Origin of the sequence: Nocardioides sp. L-11A (assembly GCA_029961745.1) — a bacterium.
In the GTDB taxonomy this organism is placed as follows: domain Bacteria; phylum Actinomycetota; class Actinomycetes; order Propionibacteriales; family Nocardioidaceae; genus Nocardioides.
The window spans coordinates 2,103,470-2,119,634 of sequence record CP124680.1; the positions used below are offsets into that span (position 1 = coordinate 2,103,470).

The window sequence follows — 16,165 nt, forward strand, 5'->3', positions numbered from 1 at the left end:
ACGGTCGGGTGGTCAGGCGGTGCGGGGCGTGGGGTGGGCGGCGGCGTACTTCTCGACGAGGGAGCGCGGGGGGAGGCCGCGGTGGGCGCCGGGCTGGAGGTGTCCTACAGCGATGGCCCACCTCCGGATCTCGGCGGCGTTGGTGCCGAGCTCGGTGATGCGGTCCTTGAGGGCGATCGCGTTGTCGCGGCCGCGGCGTGCCTTGGCGGGGCGTCGGTCGATGCCGGCGGCGGTCATGATGTTCTGCACGGCTTTGGTGGAGCGGCCGATCTTCTCGGCGATCTCGACCTGCGTGAGCTGCTCGTCCTCGTAGAGCCGCCGGACCTGCTCGACGAGCTCGGGGGCGTGCTCGACGGGGGTCTTGCGTCGTGGGATGTTGTGGTCGATGAGGCAGCGGCGGACGGTCATGTGGCTGACGCCGTAGTGCTCGCCGATCTGCTGCATGGTCTGGCCGGCCTGGTAGGCGGTGATGACGTCGGTGGCGGGGAGGTCGATGCGGCGGCCGCCGGCCCCGGGGACGACGTCGCGACCTGCCCGAGCGGGTCGCTTCGTGGCGGGAGTCGCGGGGGTGAGCTCGACGAGGAGGTGGAGCGCTTCGAGCGCGGCGACCACCGCCGTGCGGGCGGCCGCGACGGCAGGGTGCGGGTGGGCTGCGGTCGTGCGGAGGAGGTCGCGGGCGTGGTCGAGCTGGGCGTCGAGGATCTGCGCAGCCGTGGGCGTTGCACGATTTCCGACCTGACCTGAGGGGCCGCCGGCGGCGACGGGGCGCGTCTCCCGTGCCGCCGGCGGGTTCTTCTCCCGGTGTGTGGAGGAACCAGCGCCGGGAGCCCTGCCCGGTGTGCGGCCGCGGTCCGGCACGTCACTGGTCGATGTCGCCCGCGGTGCGCTACTCCGCGTCGTGGGCTTGCCCTGCTTACCCTCCTTGGGCGGCTGGTGGGGTGTGGCCGACGCCGGCTGGGGCGCGGGCGTCTTCTTCGCTGCGGCCTTCGCGGCGGCCTCGGCTTCGGCGCGGGCCTGCTCCTCGGCGGCACGACGAGCCTCGCCGGCGGCGCGGGTGATGGCGGCGCGGGCGCACTGGGGGCAGCGCTGGTTGTCGTCGAGGTCGCGGCCCTTGCGCTTGCAGTCGACGCACCAGGGCTGGTGGGCGGCCCGGGTGGTGCTGGTGTCGCGGGGGAGGTCGAGCTGGGCGGGGGAGTCGTTGTAGACGTTGCCGGTGGTGGCGTTGCCGAGGACCTGGACCATCACGCCACCGCCTGGCCGTGCAGTACGGCGCGGAGGCGGGTGCCGATCCACTCGCCGACCTGCGGACTGACAGCGTTGCCGAAGCCGTCGACCTGGTTGCGGGCCGAGCCCCAGACCTTGAACGTGCCGCGGTGCTCGCCGAAGTCGACGTCGAATCCGCAGGCGCGGCCGATCTCGTGCTCGCGCATCATGCGGAAGTAGCAGTCCTCGAGCTTGAGGTCGGCCAAGGCGGCGGTCCACTCGGCATTCAGGAGGCCGGTGGTGTCCCGGGACGTCAACGTGCCGAGAGGGTCGGTGATGGGGTGGGCAGCGGTCTCGGTGCCACCGGAACCGTTCTGCTTGTACCAGCCGGAGAACAGGACGCCTTGCTGGACGGCTGACCCGACGACGGTGCCGAGGGGATGGTCGACTGGGTGCGCGCGGTACTTCGCCTCGTCGATCGGGCCGTTGTTCTGAATGCGGCCGGCTGCGGTGACCAGGCCGGGGATCTGCTCGGCCGTGAAGGTTGGCATCGGCTCGTCGTGGGTGGTGGGGACCGTGTTCTTCCGGAACGGGACCACGCCCGAGGAGAGAACGCTGAGACCACCCGAGCCAGCGCCGCCGACGACGGTCTCCATCGACTCGCCCAGGCCGCGGGAGGTGGCGTTGGTCCGGTTCGGCATGACGCGGGCCGAGACGACGGCCATGGTCTCCGAGCCGCCCTGGGTGGGCAGCGCCTCGTCAGCGCCGCGGGGCGCGCCCTGGTAGTTGTCCACTGCGATCGCTACCGGCGGCGTGAGCAGCGCCTGGGTGTTGGTGCCGGTCTGGGTGGGGATCGGCTCGGACAGGTCCCGGGTCCGGCACGTCGACCCGGGGTGCTCGTAGGTGTTCCCCGCCGCGGCGATGAGGGCGCCGGTCGACAGGACGGCGGTCTCCTGCTGGGACGTCTGCGTCGACATCGGCTGCCACGGGTGACGCTCGGACCCGCGCTCGGCCTTGGCCGGCATCAGGACCGCGGGGAACTCTCCGAACCGCTGGCGGCACCGCTCGGCCCGGGCGAGGGTCGCGCGGGCCAGCGGCGCCTGGTAGACCTCGCCGGTCTTCTTGTCCTTGATCGTCTTGAGCTTCATCTCCCCGATGCGGGTGCCGAGGTCGCTCAGGTCCAGGGAGCGCAGCGCATACCCGCTCGGCGGAACGATCTGGTTGCGGCAGCGCGGGCACCGGTAGTCGTACTGCTTGCCGTACTCGACGCGGCCTGACGCGGGCACACCTGTGCGCCACGTCCAGCGGGCCTCGACGACGGTCTCGCAACTCCAGCACCAGGTCTCGGGACGGTGCTCGAGGTCCGGGCTCGGGATCCGCTTGTCCCAGGCCACGAAGTAGAAGCGGTCACGGCTCTGGTCGACGCCGAAGAACCGGCTGTTGAGGTAGAGCTCCCGGCAGTTGTAGCCGAGCTTCTGGATCTCGCGCTTCCACCAGCGGTACGTCGTGCCGTCACCGATCTTCGGCCTGTTCGGCAGTGCGTTGCCCCATGCGGTGAGCTCGGTGGTGCACTCGACGAGGATCATCAGCGGGTGATGCTCGGCGGCGTAGTGGAGCACGCAGTTCGCGGTCGCGCGGTCTCGCTCGGAGCGGGTGACGGCGGCCTCGTACTCCTCGTCGACGACGTCGAAGAGCGTGCCGCCCGTGGCGTACGCCCTCTTGCTGTTGGACTGGCTGTGGTTCTTGCAGGAGACGCCTGCGACGAGGAGGTCGGCGGCGGGGAGTTGGCGAACGTCGTGGTAGTCGGAGGACTCTCGGTTGACGAGGTCAGCGATCCAGTGGTCGACCTCCGGGTGGTTGGCCTCGTGGACCCTGACCTTGTACTCGTTGTGGTTCGCCGCGGTGATGGCGGTGAAGCCGGCGGCGATGACGCCGAGGGTGAGGCCGCCGAAGCCGGAGAACAGGTCGACGCAGGTGTACTCGTCGTGGCGGAAGCGGCGCCGGCGACGCGAGGGGCGGTGGCAGGCGACGCGAGGGGGAAGTGGACGACGGCGTCCCATCAGAACAGGGCTCCCTCGGCGACCTTCGCGACTCCTGCGGCCGTCGAAGTGAGCTCATCACGGAGCGGGGTGACGAAGATGCGGGCTCCCGTGCTGGCGTCGGCGTATCGCTTCACGCCGCGGAGATCGACGACCTGACAGTCGTCGAGGTAGACGCCGGCGGCTTTGAGGGCGTCGAGGACGGTCCGCTCGAGCTTGTCGGTGTCGGGCTTCTTGTCGGCGTACGTCGGCGCGGTGGGCTTGAGCCGGTTGGCGTTCTTCCCGGTGCCGTAGTGGTATCGCGGGCGGGCAAGGAAGAAGACGATCTCTACGCGGACGGGCCCGGCGATTGGGGTCCAGTCGTCGGGTAGGGCTTCCTGGGTGGCGCCGGCGACGGCTTGCCACCAGGGTCGGACCTTGTTGCTGGACTCGACCATGCGGGCGCGGCCGTTGACGACGAAGGCGCGCTTGGATCCGGCGGGGGCGGGGGTGCCGACGGCGTTGATGGTGAGGCTGGTCATGGTTGGTTCTTCTTCCTGTCGGCTCGGTCGAGGAGGACGACGATGAGGACGGCGACGATGGTGGCGGCGGAGATCGCGCCGAGGATCACGCCCTCGTTCATCGCAGGGCTCCGCTCATCTCGAGCTGCACCAGGACCTCGGTGGGCGGGGCCCAGAGGCCGAGGCGGCCCCTGCAGGGGATCGGGTCGATCGGCTGGGCGTCATCGAGGACCAGGTGGACGATGTCGCGTCGGGTGCGGCCGCCGTGCTCGTCGTAGGACTGCTCGGCCCACGGGGAGTCGCAGCAGTCGGGCTGAGCGAGGTGGGCGTCGACGAGCTGGACGGTGCCGATGATCGCGCCGTAGACCAGCTCGGCCCGCATGTACTCCCACAGCAGGTCGTCTGCTCCCTGCGTCGCGCCGAGCAGGTCGGGCAGCAGCTCGCAGCCGCGCTCGCTGAGCCGGAAGCCGGCGTGGATCGCGAGCGGGCCGCGGTACTTCCACGCCTGGGTGCGGTTCTCGACGGTCTTGCCGCCGTGGACGATCGCCCATGCCCAGGGCTGCTGAACGGTGAGGGCCTTCATCAGAAGAGCACCGCCTGCTGCTCGACGACGTCCTCAGCCGTCGTCGGCGCGCCGTCCTCGGCACGCTGGTCGACGCGGGCCTCGGCGTACGCCTCGTCCTGCCAGGACGGGGCGACGGGCTCACCGGCGGCGGGGCAGCGCGCCGAATCCCGCCAGATCACCAGACCGGACGGCAGCTCGACGACCTGCATCGCCGGGATCCCGACCCCCCAGACGGCGCCGGCCCACCGGGCGGCCTGCTTCACCGCGGCGCGGGCGTCCTTCTTCGGCTTCCAGCGGGCCTTCGCCGCGCCGTTCTCCATCGGCTCCCAGTAGTGGCTGGTACTCGGGTAGGGGCACTTGGGCAGGTGTCCGTCGCGATCGGTAACGCGGTTCCAGCAGATGCAGGCGTCGGCGTGGGACCACGACTGCATCTGGTAGGCCACCGGATCGGCCGGCACGTCGACGAGCAGGTGGGTCATGGCGTCACCGACCGGGCGTTCCCGACGGGCGCGTGGACACCGAGCTCGTGCCACACCGGGTGACAGCCGTCCTCAGCGACCTGGACCTCGACGGCCGGGGACAGGGGAGCGGTCGGGGCCGTGATGGTCTGCGCGGCCGCGCGGCGGGCGCGGAACCACGCGCGCTTCACCGGGACACCCCCAGCACGCGGGCCGCCTCGTCGACGCGGTACGCGAGAGTGTGGTCGCCGCCGTGCCGGTCGGGATGGGCGAGCCCACGGGCGCGCCGCACCTGCGCCGCCGTGTCACCACGGGCCGCGGACCCGTCGAAGGTGCCAAGGACCTCGACGAGCACGGCCCGCGCATCCTCGCGGGACATCGTCTTCGGAGCAGCCGGCATCGGAGTGCCACCGCCGATCGCCTTGAAGCCCTGGTACTGCTGGCCGGTCTCGGTCGCGCCGTACCGGCCAACAGCGCGGAGAGCCTGCAGCGTCAGCGCGAGGGCCCGAACGTTGTGCTGCCAGTCCGGGCCCTGCCAGGCGTACGGCGCGTAGAAGGTGTCGCAGCGGTGCAGCATCGGCCCGTGCTTCGACTCGAACGCGACCACGACCCCGGGCGTCGCCGCCTCGCGGGCGTTGGCGCGCAGGGTGCCGTCGAGGCGGAGGTCCTGCTCGCGGACGTCGACCTCGATCACGAGCTGGCGGCCGTCGAGGTGGGCGACTTCCTCGAGCAGCAGCTTCTCGGTCTCCTTCCACTTCGACGAGAAGCGGGTGGCGGTGCGCTTGCTGGCGGGGCGCAGCCAGGTGCGGTCCGACAGAGGGCGGACGGTGTAGCTCATCGGGTGCTCCTCTCGCGGGGCAGGTCACGGGGCAGGGGGGACGGCTCGATCGGGTACTCGCCGCCGCACGCGGCCTTCCACTGCCGGCGGACCGAGCGGACGAGCTCGTAGTGCGCGCGGGAGCGGCGTCCGGCGACGAGGAGCTCGACGGCGGTCCGGACGCCGAGGTGGCGCTGGGCGTCGATCTGGCGGGTGGTGACCTCGTCGGCGACCGCTTCGAAGTCGAACGGCAACACGACGAGCGGCTGCCGGGGCGTGGTGCTCGTCATGCCGGCACCGCCTGACGCTCGCGAAGGCACTCCAGGTGCACCGGCCACTCCGGGCACATGTCGTCGGTCGGCTTCCCGACCTTCTCGAAGAACGCCTTGAGGCGGAACTGCTGATCGCGCCGCCACTCGACCTGCTTCTTGTGCAGGGTCTGCAGCCGCAGCCGGGCCAGCTCGGGCGACAGCGTGCCGAGCTTCCACGCCAGCCGCAGCGCGCCGAGGGTGTCGGCCTCGGCGTCGTGCGCGCCGGCGAGGACCAGTCCGTAGTGGGCGCACAGGCTGGACAGCTGCCGGTTGGTGGCGCCGCAGCCGCCGCAGGAGTACTTCTTGCTGCCCTGGCAGCCGCCGCACTCGTGGTGCCGGTTCTCGCGGTCGCAGCCGGGCGCGGCGTAGCAGAGCTTCCGGTACCGGTCGAAGTGCTGCTCGAGGACCATCGGGTCGATGACGCCGCGGATCCCGGCGGGCCGGGACGCGAGGGTGTCGATGCCGTTGCGCTCGAGCTCGGCTTCGAGGAGGGTGAGGTCGAAGGCGGCGTTGTGGACGATGAGCGGGGTCTCGCGGCCCATGGCGGACGCGGCCTGGCCGGCGATCTCGAACAGCGCGGCGTCGCGGGTGAGGAACCGTTCCTGGCCCTGGTAGATCCGGAGTGCCTCGTGGCCCTGGAGTCGCTGTTCGAGGCGGGGGAGGGTCCAGCCGTGGATCTCGGCGGCTTCGTCGGGGATGTCGGTCTGGGGGTGGATGAGCCACTGCATCGACCGGGGTCGTGCGGTGGGGGAGACGTGGACGATCGCGGCGGTGACGATGCGGGCCTCGGTGGGCTCGGGGCTGGTGGTCTCGGTGTCGAGGCCGACGAGGTGACCCAGGTGCCAGCTCGGCGCGGCGCTCACTTGCGGCCGCCGAAGTTGTAGACCGCGAGCATGCCCTCGTAGCTCGGCAGGGACTCGATGGCCTGCACCAGGGCTTCGGTGGCGGCAGCCTGTGCGAGCGTCGCGTGCACCTGCGCCCGCGCGAGTCGGGCCATGACCCACTCGTGTTCGACCCCCGGCGCGCAGGCTGCGTCCTCCAACGCCTCCGCCAGGCGGTAGTGCTCCGGGCCGTTCATGACGCCACCGCCCCGTCCTCGATGACCACACCCATCCCGCTGCCGTCGGCCACCCGTTCGATCCAGACCTGGTAGTCCCGGCCCGCGGCCATCTCCTGGATCAGCGCCAGCGAGTCCGCGTCGAGCAGCGACCCGTCGAGGATCCGGATCACCCGCAGCGTCGGGTTCAGGCTCATGGCCATCGCGAGCGAGACCCGGATCTGCTCGGCAGACGAGGCCTGCGCGAACGGGACGCCCTGGTAGGTGACCCCGTCGTCGTCGAACCCGAGCCCCTCGACCGGGAACACCGCTGCGGCGAGCGCGTCGGCCTTCACCTGGTCGAGGTCCGCGATCTGCTTGGTCAGGACGTCGTACGCGTCACCGAGCTCGTCCCGCTCCGCGGCCCGCCGGCGTACGGCGGCGTTCTCGCGGATCCGGGTGTTGGTGTCCTCCACGCCGGCGAGCTGGGCCCGCAGACCGTCGAGGAGCTCGTTGACCGGCTCGTGGAACGCCACCGCCTGCCGGGCACCCCGCAGCCGACGACGCGCCTCCTCCAGCTCGCCCTCCAGCCGGGCCACCAGCTGCTCGGCCTCGGCGACCTGGCGGGACTCCTGCTCCTGCCGGGTCGCCTTCTCGGCGGTGCGGGTGATCTCGTCGATCAGGTCGACCGCGGAGATCTCTTCGGCCGGCACGTCTGGGTCGGGCGCCGGGACGTCGCCGAGGGCCTTGCGCTGGCGGCCGACTTCGGTGCGCTGGTCGAAGATCTCCTTGCGCTGCTCGGCCAGCCGGGCCAGGTCGACGTCGAGGTCGACCAGGTCGAGCAACGCGTCACGCTGCTCGCGCGCGGAGAGCCGGGTGAACGCCAGCGGGTCGAACGACAGCTGCCCGACGAGGGCGTCGAGGACGCCCTGGGGGCCGGAGTACTTCGCGCCGTCGGCGGCGGTCACGGTGAGGGTGGTCTTGCCGCCCTTCCAGACCCGGGTGACGGTGAGGTCGCCGAGGTCGAGGGTCACCGAGGCGTGGTCCTCGCCGTCGCGGACGGGCTTCGGGGTGGAGCGGGCGGCGGTGCCGCCGCCGAGGGCGAGCCAGATCGCGTCGAGGACGCTGGTCTTGCCCTGGGCGTTGCGGCCGGAGATGACCTGCAGGGTGCCGTCGGGGGTGATCTCGACGGCCTTGAGGCGCTTCACGTTCTCGGCGGTGAGTCGGACGATCTTCATGCCGCTGCTCCCGTCTTGAGCTGGGTGAGGTAGTGCTGCAGTTCGGCCGCGGAGGCGGAGTCGCAGGTCAGGCCGCCCATGACCTTGGTGAAGTGGTCCTGGACGTCGGCGAGGGTCATGCCGTGCTGGCCGGCCTCGTTGACGATCTGCTGCCAGACGGCGTCGGCGTCGGGGCCGGGGTCGGCCTGCGGCGTACCGGCATCGGACGCGGCCTGGGGCGCGTCCTGGGGTGCGGGGTCAGGCACCAGCTCGGCCTCGACCACGCCGTCCGCGTCGACCGGGCCAGCCGGGCCAGCCGGGCCAGCCGGGTCAGCCGGGTCAGCCGGGCTGGCGGTGGCCTCCTGGGCGGCCTTGATGTCCTGCGCGTACCGCCGGAACTCCGCGGTGAACTCCGCGACCCGGGTCGGTGACGCCGCGGGGTTGGTCGGCGCGGCCTGCCCGACGAGCTTCGCGTCGACGGCCTCCTTCCACACGCCCTGCAAGGCGTCGAGGGTCTTCTGCTGACCGAGCCGGGCGAAGTACGGCGTGTACGCGTCCTCAACGACCGCGCCCTGCTCGGCCGGCGTCGACGACGGCAGCGCGGCCGGCTGCTGCTCGACCGCGGCCGCCCCGGCGCCGTCTCCCTCGATCGCCGGCGCGCCGCCCGGGCCGCCGACGATCTCGACGAGCCGCTGCTTGGTGACGTGCAGGTCGAGGAACGGCACGACGAACCGGGAGGTCTGCGGGCCCCGGTCGGTCTGGATGATCGACGACCGCTCGGCCAGACCGAGGGTCGCGGGCACCAGGTCCCCGACGTGCATCGCCAGCTCGGCCATCGAGGGGAGCTCGGCCGCGGCGTTCCAGCCCTTGCTCTCCATCCTCCACACGCCGAGCGACTCGATCTCCGAGAGCATCACCGACAGCCGGGTCGTGGGCTTCTCGACCGCGGCGATGTGGTTGGGGTCCTGCGGGTCGCAGTAGGTGCCGGCGGCGTCCTTCTCCCCGTCGCAGCGGTGCTGGATCCCGGCCTTGGTCCAGTGCTCGTGCCACTGGGAGAAGCCGCCCTTGACGACGATGACGGGGATGGCGGTCGCGTCGGTGATGACCTCGAACTCGCTCTTGCCGTCGTTGTCCCAGGGGCGGGCGTCGCCGCCGTAGGTGGTGGCGATCTCGTTGATCAGGCGCTGGGAGGCGGAGGTGAAGCGGAACCGGTCGAGCTTGGCGGGCCGGGTGTACTCGCGGCCGCTCTTGTTGGTGCCGGTGATCTTCTGGCCGAGGCGGATGCGGCCCTGCTCGGGCATGCGGCGCTGGGTGGTGATGATGGGCATGATCAGGAGGCCTTTCGGGTCTGCGAGGGGCCGGTGAGGTAGCCCGCTCGCATGGGGTCGTTGACGTTGGTCCAGGTCGGCTCGGCGTTCTTGGTGCCGGCGTTGCGGACGGTCGGGACGTGGGCGGCGATCGCGCCGCAGCAGTCGAAGCGGTGGGACTGGCGCTGAGCGGCCTTGCAGCCGCGGGCGCAGGTGGGGCAGGAGAACGGGCAGCGCTCGGTCGACCTCGCCATCACGCCACCGCCTCAGCCGGGCCCGGCAGCGCGAGCGCCTTCCCGATCACCGGCTCGTCAGCCTTCGCCGAGGAGATCCGCGACGACCACTCATCGACCATCTGCGCGTGCCGGAAGTACCGGTACTCCAGCTCCCCACACCGCGCCGGGTAGAGCCGGTAGCCCTCGGGGCGCAGGTGCAGCACCACCCCGACCTCCGCCGACGGCGGCATCGACACCCGCGACCCGTCGCGCAGCCAGCAGACCGTGGCCTTCCGGTACGCCGACATCTGCAGCCCGGCCTCCGGGTAGACGCCGTGGACGTGACCGGCCCCGGTGATCCGGTCCCAGTCGCCACCGGTCTTCGTGTCGCCCATCAGGTCGACCGCGGGGTCGACGGCGTACCCCATCGCCCGCAGAGCGTCACCGATCCGACCGTTGGCGCGGATGAGGTAGTCCAGCGTGCCGGCGTACCCGTGCTCGGGGTGCGCGACCACCATCTCGCTGGCCGTCCACTCCGGCTCCCACTCGGCCTCGAACCGGCGGAAGTTCTCGATGTACGGCGCCAGCTCGGGACCGTCGAGGTGCCACTCCTGCCCGTTGACCTTCACGATGGTCGGCGGGTCGATCCCCAACAGCCGGGCCTCGATGATCTTGTGGACCGCGCCACCGACCTCGGCCCGCTCGTCCTTCTTCCGCGTGTGGGCCCGGGTCAGCCACGACCGGAACTCGGTCAGCTGGTCGGGGTAGCGCGACGCGGCGACGAGCTGGGGGAGGTGCTCGATCGCGCAGTCCGCGACCGTGTTCCCCGCCCAGAAGATCAGCGCCTTCTTCGGGACGCCGCCCTCGAGGATGGTCGTGACCGACCTGAGCCGGTCCCCGGTCGCGTGGTCGGCGTAGTAGCCGTTGCCCTGCCGGGCCGGGATCGGGTCGCGATCCTTCTTCTTCGGCTGCCGACGGTGGTCCATCGGCCGTCCCGAGACCTCGGGCGGGTTGACGGTGTCGATGAGCAGCGGCCCGTCCTGGGCCATCTCGCCGGGGTCGCTCATGCTGCTGCCTTCCTGCTCGTCGGGACCAAGGCGCGCCCGGCGGTGCCGTGGCAGTAGCAGCCGTCGGCGGCCGCCGAGACGACGTCGGGGTGGCACACCGGCTCGGCGAGCTCGTCGACGACCGCGGCGGCGTACGCGACGGCCGCGGACGGGCAGCCGGTGGCGCACTCGTCGCCCCCAGCGGCGCCGCAGTCTGGGCACGAGTAGGCGAGGTCGCTCATCGGTCCCACCTCGCCTGCTCGTCCCGGCAGTCCGGGCAGTTGTGCGGAGCGCACGACGCGCAGAACGGCTTGCCCCAGTGCGAGCAGACGTCGCGCTGGAACTCCTCGCACGAGGTCTCGCAGCCGCACAGCTCGTCGGAGCACGCCGCGCACAGGCTGTGGTCGACGACCGGGTGCGCGTCGGCGTGGGCTGCCGGGGTGACGACGTCGGCCAGCAGCGCGGTGACGCCCTCGGCGAGCGTCGGCCCGGGCAGCACCACCAGCGCCGCCTCCGGGCGGGGCGGGCAGAGCAGCAGCCGGTACAGGCCATAGCCGGCGAGGCCGATCGAGCCGAGGTACACGAGCGAGCCGAGGCCGGCCCACTGGTCGGGAGACATGCTCATGCCGTCCTCCGCAGCAGCGCGACGGCCGGGTTGAGGGAGAGGGTCCAGACCCACTCGAACGCGACCCGCACACCGGAATCGGGGAGCCGACCCTCCGCCCGGCACGCGAAGACGCCGTTGGACGCCGGCGCCTCGTCGACCTTGTCGACGCCACCGCGGAGCGACGCCGCCCAGACCGCGACGTCAGCGCCCTGGATCGCGAACTCCACGTGATCGGCCTCGATCTCGATCGACCCCGGCTCAGGCAGGTGGTACCGCTCGACGTGGTCGGCCAGCGCACGGAGCGCGTGGGCGACGACGCCGGCCCGCTGGGTCGTGGTCACGGTGCTCATCGAGTGCCCTCGAACGTGCACAGCGGGCGGCCCGCGGCGTCCGGGCACCGGGGCCCGGCCGACATGCCGCACGCGCAGCCGGGATCGCCAGCGGCCTCACGCTGAGCGACGAGCGCGGCGATCAGCCGCTCCCGCTCGTCCGGGGTGAGCACGACGTGCGCCGTCTGGTGCCAGTGCCCCTCGGCGCGGTCGAAGGACCCGACCCGCAGGAGGGCGTTGCCCGCGATGCTCTGCTCGACCTCGCCGATCACGTCGACGTGGCGGCGGTACTGGTGGTCCAGGGCCGTGCCGTAGGGGGCACGCTGGTCGGTGGTGTTGCTGGTGGTGCTGGTCTCCGTCATGGGAGACTCCTTCCGTTGGTGTTCGAGACCCCTGGCGCGGCTTCCGACGGCGAGCGCTGGGGGCTCTCGGCCTTTCTGGTCAGGCGGCGTCCGGGGCGGACCCCGGCCGGAGACGAGCAGCGGGCACCTCGACCGTCGCGAGGATCCGAGCGGCACGCTCGATCTGCTCCTCGGTCAGAGGCTTCGACTTCCGCGCGAGCATCCGGCCGTACTCCGCCGGGCTCAGCGGCTTCGGCGCCACGGGGCGGGCCCGCGCGGCGTGGAACCGTGGGGCGCCCGACGAGCGGGTGAACTTGTCGCCGTTGGGCCGTCGGCACGGCTCGCCGGCCTCGGCCTTGCAGTGCGGGCACGCGCGGTCCCAGTTCGTCTCGGCCGCGGAGCGGCTGCTCGCGCTGCTCACGACGCCACCGCCGCTCCGGCGGGCTTCGTTGCTCCGCGACGAGAGACGGAATGTCCAGAGTCACTGGACAGTCGAGGCACGAAAAGATCGTCGATGCCCACGCCGAAGAACCTCGCGATGCGCGCCGCGCGCTCGGGTGTCACCGTTGTGATCTCGCCCCGGAGGATGCGAGTGACGTATGAGTGCGACGAGTACCCGACGGCCTGGGCGAGGGCTCGTGCGGACACGTCCTGGATGGCCATGAGCTTGAGGATCCGCTTCGGATCGATGACTCGCATGTAGATCTCCGGGGGGCGCTGGTTCGGTGGCTTCACTGTAGATCCGTTCTTGTCTATGTGTCCAGTAAGTCTGGACAAAGCGTCGATCACTTGTGCCCGGCTGTCAAGAGATTGCATCGTTGTAGTTCCGCAGGTCGGCTCTGACCTGCGGAAATGCGCGAAGATTCCGCGGGTAGCGTTGTGCCCGACACAGGGCGGCGTGCATATGCCCACCCAGATGGACAAGGCGTTCTGGACGGGCCGATCGTGGCCGCATGACGACACGAGCGAGGGGACCACCAAGGCATGGGCCGGCTGTTCGAGCTGATCGAGGCGCACCGCCAGGCCCAGCCTTATCCGCCCTCTCTGGCCCGAGTGGCCCAGGAGGTCGGGGTGTCCCGCCAGACCCTGTTGAACTGGCGGGCCCCCACCGGGCTAATCGACAAGAGGCACCTGATCGCGATCAGCGAGGTGACGAAGGTGCCGTACCAGCGGGTCCTGGACGCCCTGCTGGAGGACATCGGGTACCTGCAGGCCGACGAGTTGCCCGCCGCGGCCCGGAAGGGCACCCCCAACCTGCGAGAGGCGAAGCGGCGCCAGGACGAGGCCGGCGAGGCGCCAGACCCAGAGGGGCCAGAGCATGGAGCCTGACTGTGAAGCGACCTCCCATGGGTCGCCGGATGTCGCGCGGATGGTCAACCCGGCCGAGGAGCCGATCCCGGGGTACTTCAGCGGTCGCCACTACACCCAATGGGTCGACCGCGTGAAGCATCTGAAGAGATCGGAGCAGTACGACTTGGCGCTCGGACTGCTCGCCGCTCTCATCGATGCAGCCGAGACCGAGGCCGACGAGCCAATCCGCGTCAGCCGCGGCACTCAGGGAAGTGGACCTGCGCGAGTAGTCGAGATCGTCGATCCTGAACTACGCGCCGAGCTCGCCGCGGAGCATCGCCGACATGGGCCCGCACTGCCTCCCCCCTGGTACTACGAGCAGGCGGCGATCATTCACCACAAGCAGCAGAGATTCGACCTCGAAGCGGAGATCCTCGAGCGCTACCTGCGGCGTATGGACACGGCGCGCCGCCCGGCGAACGGTGACGAGATCGAAGCGCGGGTCAGCAGGCGCCTCGTCAATGCGAAGATCGCGCTCGCCAAGCAGGCGAGTGCTGGGTATGCCCACGAGGAACAGATCGGACGTGAACGAGCGTGAGGCTGTTCGGCAAGAAGCGACCGAGGCAGGGTCAGGCCGGCTGGTATCCCCACCCGACACTCACGGGCCAGGAGCGCTGGTGGGACGGCGAGCGGTGGACGAGTCGATCGCGCGTGAAGGGCGAGGTCAAGGCCGCACAACGCCAGCATGAGCGTGAGGTAGACGAGGTCGCGCGACGGGAGCAGGAGGAGGCCCGAAAGCGGCTCATCTGTCCCCACTGCCAGACAGCTGGGCACGTGACCGTCGGCGCGGCGAGGAAGAACCACGGCATCAGCGGGGGCAAGGCGACGGGGGCGATCCTCACGGGCGGAGCGTCGCTATTCGCCACAGGTCTCGCCCGCAAGGGCTGGGTGACTCGCCTGAGCTGCTCGAACTGCGGCATGTCCTGGGAAGTCGAGTAGCCCCACCAACCTCGTGTCGGACCCCCTCCCTAAGGTCCGGCGCCATGTACGACCCGTGGGACGACTTCGAGCGGTACCGGCTCCAGGGCTGGAAGGTCCGCTGGTGCCGTCTCCCCGATCGGCTCGGCCACACGACCTGGCACGACCTGACGGTGAGCCTGGACCCCGACCAAGACCAGCCCCAGGAGCGCGGCACCGTCACACACGAGGTCATCCACCTCGAGCGGGGCCCGATCCCCGAGGGGTGGGAGGAGTGGGAAGAGCGGATCGTCAACGAGCTGGCGGCCCGGCGGCTGATCAGCCTGGACGACCTGGTCGACGGGATGGTCTGGGCCTACGACGTCGACGAGCTGGCCGTCGTCCTCTGGGTCGACGAGGCGACCGTGAGGACCCGGCTGCAGACCCTCACCGAGGCCGAGGGCCGTGAGATTCAGGCCCGGCTCGATGAAGCCGAGACGAGCTTCCCCGACGAGGTGTACGACGACGTGCAGTGGCCGGACTGGGGCTACGACGACATCGCTACCTCTCCGTGATGACGACACGATCGGGATCGAAGACGTTCCGCGTCGGCTTCGTCAGCGGCTTGATCTCGATCCGAGAAACGACCAGCTCGACCAGCTCGCGCCGCCGACCCAGATCCTCCGGCCACGGTCCGCCCTGGACGGGCAGCGGTACACGGGGGAGGGTGTTCATGTCCTCGAGCAGCTCTTCCTGGCGGGCCTTCGCTCGGTTGATCGCGCGGACGAGGGTGGGCACGGGGGTGCCTGGCTCCTCAAGCTGCTGCTCAAGCTCCAGGATCCGCGTGTCGAGGTCGGCCAGCTCCTTGTTGCGCCCGCGGTTGGGCTGGGAGCGCAGCCGGGTGAGGCGCCGGCGTACGACGGGGTTCTCCAGCCGCTCTTGGGCGAAGCTCTCGACCATGTCCTCCACGTACCGCACCGACACCGATACCCCGCCGCAGCCGGGCATGTTGGGCCGGGACGGGCACCGGTAGGCGGCCTGGCGGGTCGACCCGCCCGAGATCATCCGCATCTTGCACTTTCCGCAGAACAAGAGCCCGGGCAGCAGGTTCTTCCGCGGCACGTACGCGCGCGTGCGGCTGCTCAGGAAGGCGCGCGCCTGCTCCCATCGGTCGCGATCGACGATCGCGGGCCAGTTGCCCTCGGCGACAATCTCGCCCTTGTGGGTGGACCACCCGGCGATCCTCGGGTTGAGCAAGTACACCTTGAGTCCCGAGGCTCTCCATACCTTGCCACGCGTGGTGCGGATGCCGGCGTCGTCGAGCCATCGCAGGACGCTGCCCTGGGACTCGCCGGCGAGCAGCCGGTCAATCATCTCGCGGGCGACGGAGGCCTCGGTCGGCACGACGGTCGCGCCGTCACGCTCGTACCCGAAGAGCCGGTTCGAGTTCGTCACGGGGGCGCCGAGTTCGCGGCCTTGCTGCCACGACCTGGCCCACCTCTCCGTCTTGTGCTCGACCTCGTACGTCGCGACCTGGGCGAGCAGTCCCGCGACGAGCCGGCCGGTCGGGGTGGTGAGGTCGACGCTGCCGGCGTTGACGGTCGCGACCTGGGCGTTGGTCGCCTTGCAGACCTCGACGAGCTCGCCCAGGTCCATCGCGCGCCGGTACAGCCGGTCCGCGTGCCACGCGACGATGGCGTCGACTGTCCCAGCGCGTAGGTCTGCGAGGAGCCGCTGGTAGGCCGGGCGTGGCTTCTTCCCGGTGGCGGAGACGTCGTTGTCGATGTAGACGTCGACGATTTGCCAGCCGAGTTGACCGGCGAGTGCCTCGCAGTCCTCCTGCTGGCGCTGGACGCCGAGCTGCTCTCCGGCGTAGTCCCGGCTGATCCGGACGTAGATCGCTGCTCGCATGGGTCGGAGGGTACCT

Annotated in this window: 25 protein-coding genes; 4 read left to right on the forward strand and 21 right to left on the reverse strand. The window is 71.0% G+C overall.

Going from position 1 to position 16,165, the window contains the following annotated elements; all coding sequences use genetic code 11:
• Positions 1–12: 12 nt before the first annotated feature.
• The 20 genes from QJ852_09945 to QJ852_10040 all read right to left on the reverse strand — a co-directional run bounded on the left by QJ852_09945 (position 13) and on the right by QJ852_10040 (position 12,690).
• Positions 13–1,245 carry a hypothetical protein gene (locus QJ852_09945; GenBank protein WGX98753.1) on the reverse strand — a complete coding sequence of 411 codons (1,233 nt, stop codon included), beginning with the start codon at positions 1,243–1,245 and terminating at the stop codon, positions 13–15.
• Positions 1,242–3,263 carry a DNA cytosine methyltransferase gene (locus QJ852_09950; GenBank protein ID WGX98754.1) on the reverse strand — a complete coding sequence of 674 codons (2,022 nt, stop codon included), beginning with the start codon at positions 3,261–3,263 and terminating at the stop codon, positions 1,242–1,244. Before QJ852_09950 ends, QJ852_09945 begins: the two co-directional genes overlap by 4 nt.
• Entirely contained in the window at positions 3,263–3,763 is a 501-nt protein-coding gene (locus QJ852_09955; GenBank protein WGX98755.1) for a RusA family crossover junction endodeoxyribonuclease, read from the reverse strand. Before QJ852_09955 ends, QJ852_09950 begins: the two co-directional genes overlap by 1 nt.
• A 97-nt stretch (positions 3,764–3,860) precedes the next feature.
• On the reverse strand, positions 3,861–4,325 hold the full coding sequence (locus QJ852_09960; protein WGX98756.1) for an ASCH domain-containing protein: 465 nt from the start codon (positions 4,323–4,325) through the stop codon (positions 3,861–3,863).
• Positions 4,325–4,786: a hypothetical protein gene (locus QJ852_09965; protein WGX98757.1), complete on the reverse strand. Its 462-nt coding sequence runs from the start codon at positions 4,784–4,786 to the stop codon at positions 4,325–4,327. The genes QJ852_09960 and QJ852_09965 overlap by 1 nt, the downstream gene beginning before the upstream one ends.
• Positions 4,783–4,956: a hypothetical protein gene (locus tag QJ852_09970; GenBank protein ID WGX98758.1), complete on the reverse strand. Its 174-nt coding sequence runs from the start codon at positions 4,954–4,956 to the stop codon at positions 4,783–4,785. The genes QJ852_09965 and QJ852_09970 overlap by 4 nt, the downstream gene beginning before the upstream one ends.
• Complete coding sequence (locus QJ852_09975) at positions 4,953–5,603, reverse strand: hypothetical protein (GenBank protein ID WGX98759.1); 651 nt, start codon at positions 5,601–5,603, stop codon at positions 4,953–4,955. Before QJ852_09975 ends, QJ852_09970 begins: the two co-directional genes overlap by 4 nt.
• The gene (locus QJ852_09980; protein WGX98760.1) at positions 5,600–5,872 is read right to left on the reverse strand and encodes a hypothetical protein; all 273 of its coding nucleotides are present in this window, start codon (positions 5,870–5,872) and stop codon (positions 5,600–5,602) included. Before QJ852_09980 ends, QJ852_09975 begins: the two co-directional genes overlap by 4 nt.
• Positions 5,869–6,756 (reverse strand): exonuclease domain-containing protein, encoded by an 888-nt coding sequence (locus tag QJ852_09985; GenBank protein WGX98761.1) that lies wholly within the window; start codon positions 6,754–6,756, stop codon positions 5,869–5,871. The genes QJ852_09980 and QJ852_09985 overlap by 4 nt, the downstream gene beginning before the upstream one ends.
• Positions 6,753–6,890 (reverse strand): hypothetical protein, encoded by a 138-nt coding sequence (locus QJ852_09990; protein ID WGX98762.1) that lies wholly within the window; start codon positions 6,888–6,890, stop codon positions 6,753–6,755. The genes QJ852_09985 and QJ852_09990 overlap by 4 nt, the downstream gene beginning before the upstream one ends.
• A 77-nt stretch (positions 6,891–6,967) precedes the next feature.
• Positions 6,968–8,167 (reverse strand): AAA family ATPase, encoded by a 1,200-nt coding sequence (locus QJ852_09995; GenBank protein ID WGX98763.1) that lies wholly within the window; start codon positions 8,165–8,167, stop codon positions 6,968–6,970.
• On the reverse strand, positions 8,164–9,474 hold the full coding sequence (locus tag QJ852_10000; protein WGX98764.1) for a hypothetical protein: 1,311 nt from the start codon (positions 9,472–9,474) through the stop codon (positions 8,164–8,166). Before QJ852_10000 ends, QJ852_09995 begins: the two co-directional genes overlap by 4 nt.
• A gap of 2 nt (positions 9,475–9,476) precedes the next feature.
• Positions 9,477–9,707, reverse strand: coding sequence for a hypothetical protein (locus QJ852_10005; GenBank protein ID WGX98765.1), 231 nt, complete (start codon positions 9,705–9,707; stop codon positions 9,477–9,479).
• Positions 9,707–10,735, reverse strand: coding sequence for a hypothetical protein (locus tag QJ852_10010; GenBank protein WGX98766.1), 1,029 nt, complete (start codon positions 10,733–10,735; stop codon positions 9,707–9,709). Before QJ852_10010 ends, QJ852_10005 begins: the two co-directional genes overlap by 1 nt.
• Positions 10,732–10,956 carry a hypothetical protein gene (locus QJ852_10015; GenBank protein ID WGX98767.1) on the reverse strand — a complete coding sequence of 75 codons (225 nt, stop codon included), beginning with the start codon at positions 10,954–10,956 and terminating at the stop codon, positions 10,732–10,734. The genes QJ852_10010 and QJ852_10015 overlap by 4 nt, the downstream gene beginning before the upstream one ends.
• Complete coding sequence (locus QJ852_10020; protein WGX98768.1) at positions 10,953–11,339, reverse strand: hypothetical protein; 387 nt, start codon at positions 11,337–11,339, stop codon at positions 10,953–10,955. Before QJ852_10020 ends, QJ852_10015 begins: the two co-directional genes overlap by 4 nt.
• Positions 11,336–11,671 (reverse strand): hypothetical protein, encoded by a 336-nt coding sequence (locus tag QJ852_10025; GenBank protein WGX98769.1) that lies wholly within the window; start codon positions 11,669–11,671, stop codon positions 11,336–11,338. Before QJ852_10025 ends, QJ852_10020 begins: the two co-directional genes overlap by 4 nt.
• A complete protein-coding gene (locus QJ852_10030) occupies positions 11,668–12,012 on the reverse strand; it encodes a hypothetical protein (GenBank protein WGX98770.1) in 345 nt (114 codons plus the stop codon). Before QJ852_10030 ends, QJ852_10025 begins: the two co-directional genes overlap by 4 nt.
• A gap of 79 nt (positions 12,013–12,091) precedes the next feature.
• The gene (locus QJ852_10035; GenBank protein ID WGX98771.1) at positions 12,092–12,412 is read right to left on the reverse strand and encodes a hypothetical protein; all 321 of its coding nucleotides are present in this window, start codon (positions 12,410–12,412) and stop codon (positions 12,092–12,094) included.
• On the reverse strand, positions 12,409–12,690 hold the full coding sequence (locus QJ852_10040; GenBank protein WGX98772.1) for a helix-turn-helix transcriptional regulator: 282 nt from the start codon (positions 12,688–12,690) through the stop codon (positions 12,409–12,411). Before QJ852_10040 ends, QJ852_10035 begins: the two co-directional genes overlap by 4 nt.
• A gap of 285 nt (positions 12,691–12,975) precedes the next feature.
• Here QJ852_10040 and QJ852_10045 point away from each other — a divergent pair, with 285 nt between their 5' ends.
• Genes QJ852_10045 through QJ852_10060 form a run of 4 tightly spaced genes read left to right on the forward strand, consistent with a single transcriptional unit; the run spans position 12,976 to position 14,813 of the window.
• Positions 12,976–13,320: a hypothetical protein gene (locus QJ852_10045; GenBank protein ID WGX98773.1), complete on the forward strand. Its 345-nt coding sequence runs from the start codon at positions 12,976–12,978 to the stop codon at positions 13,318–13,320.
• Complete coding sequence (locus tag QJ852_10050; protein WGX98774.1) at positions 13,310–13,879, forward strand: hypothetical protein; 570 nt, start codon at positions 13,310–13,312, stop codon at positions 13,877–13,879. Before QJ852_10045 ends, QJ852_10050 begins: the two co-directional genes overlap by 11 nt.
• Complete coding sequence (locus QJ852_10055; GenBank protein WGX98775.1) at positions 13,876–14,280, forward strand: DUF2510 domain-containing protein; 405 nt, start codon at positions 13,876–13,878, stop codon at positions 14,278–14,280. The genes QJ852_10050 and QJ852_10055 overlap by 4 nt, the downstream gene beginning before the upstream one ends.
• 44 nt (positions 14,281–14,324) lie before the next feature.
• Positions 14,325–14,813, forward strand: a complete 489-nt coding sequence (locus QJ852_10060; GenBank protein ID WGX98776.1) for a hypothetical protein — start codon at positions 14,325–14,327, stop codon at positions 14,811–14,813.
• Here QJ852_10060 and QJ852_10065 read toward each other — a convergent pair.
• A complete protein-coding gene (locus tag QJ852_10065; GenBank protein ID WGX98777.1) occupies positions 14,800–16,149 on the reverse strand; it encodes a recombinase family protein in 1,350 nt (449 codons plus the stop codon). The two genes, QJ852_10060 and QJ852_10065, sit on opposite strands and share 14 nt — an antisense overlap.
• Positions 16,150–16,165: the final 16 nt, after the last annotated feature.

What these genes read in the sequence shown, in the direction of transcription:
- QJ852_09950 (WGX98754.1), bottom strand. Translation starts at nt 3,263, where the DNA reads ATGGGACGCCGTCGTCCACTTCCCCCTCGCGTCGCCTGCCACCGCCCC.
- QJ852_09955 (WGX98755.1), bottom strand. Translation starts at nt 3,763, where the DNA reads ATGACCAGCCTCACCATCAACGCCGTCGGCACCCCCGCCCCCGCCGGA.
- QJ852_09960 (WGX98756.1), bottom strand. Translation starts at nt 4,325, where the DNA reads ATGAAGGCCCTCACCGTTCAGCAGCCCTGGGCATGGGCGATCGTCCAC.
- QJ852_09965 (WGX98757.1), bottom strand. Translation starts at nt 4,786, where the DNA reads ATGACCCACCTGCTCGTCGACGTGCCGGCCGATCCGGTGGCCTACCAG.
- QJ852_09975 (WGX98759.1), bottom strand. Translation starts at nt 5,603, where the DNA reads ATGAGCTACACCGTCCGCCCTCTGTCGGACCGCACCTGGCTGCGCCCC.
- QJ852_09980 (WGX98760.1), bottom strand. Translation starts at nt 5,872, where the DNA reads ATGACGAGCACCACGCCCCGGCAGCCGCTCGTCGTGTTGCCGTTCGAC.
- QJ852_09990 (WGX98762.1), bottom strand. Translation starts at nt 6,890, where the DNA reads ATGGCCCGACTCGCGCGGGCGCAGGTGCACGCGACGCTCGCACAGGCT.
- QJ852_09995 (WGX98763.1), bottom strand. Translation starts at nt 8,167, where the DNA reads ATGAAGATCGTCCGACTCACCGCCGAGAACGTGAAGCGCCTCAAGGCC.
- QJ852_10000 (WGX98764.1), bottom strand. Translation starts at nt 9,474, where the DNA reads ATGCCCATCATCACCACCCAGCGCCGCATGCCCGAGCAGGGCCGCATC.
- QJ852_10005 (WGX98765.1), bottom strand. Translation starts at nt 9,707, where the DNA reads ATGGCGAGGTCGACCGAGCGCTGCCCGTTCTCCTGCCCCACCTGCGCC.
- QJ852_10010 (WGX98766.1), bottom strand. Translation starts at nt 10,735, where the DNA reads ATGAGCGACCCCGGCGAGATGGCCCAGGACGGGCCGCTGCTCATCGAC.
- QJ852_10015 (WGX98767.1), bottom strand. Translation starts at nt 10,956, where the DNA reads ATGAGCGACCTCGCCTACTCGTGCCCAGACTGCGGCGCCGCTGGGGGC.
- QJ852_10020 (WGX98768.1), bottom strand. Translation starts at nt 11,339, where the DNA reads ATGAGCATGTCTCCCGACCAGTGGGCCGGCCTCGGCTCGCTCGTGTAC.
- QJ852_10025 (WGX98769.1), bottom strand. Translation starts at nt 11,671, where the DNA reads ATGAGCACCGTGACCACGACCCAGCGGGCCGGCGTCGTCGCCCACGCG.
- QJ852_10030 (WGX98770.1), bottom strand. Translation starts at nt 12,012, where the DNA reads ATGACGGAGACCAGCACCACCAGCAACACCACCGACCAGCGTGCCCCC.
- QJ852_10040 (WGX98772.1), bottom strand. Translation starts at nt 12,690, where the DNA reads ATGCGAGTCATCGATCCGAAGCGGATCCTCAAGCTCATGGCCATCCAG.
- QJ852_10045 (WGX98773.1), top strand. Translation starts at nt 12,976, where the DNA reads ATGGGCCGGCTGTTCGAGCTGATCGAGGCGCACCGCCAGGCCCAGCCT.
- QJ852_10050 (WGX98774.1), top strand. Translation starts at nt 13,310, where the DNA reads ATGGAGCCTGACTGTGAAGCGACCTCCCATGGGTCGCCGGATGTCGCG.
- QJ852_10060 (WGX98776.1), top strand. Translation starts at nt 14,325, where the DNA reads ATGTACGACCCGTGGGACGACTTCGAGCGGTACCGGCTCCAGGGCTGG.
- QJ852_10065 (WGX98777.1), bottom strand. Translation starts at nt 16,149, where the DNA reads ATGCGAGCAGCGATCTACGTCCGGATCAGCCGGGACTACGCCGGAGAG.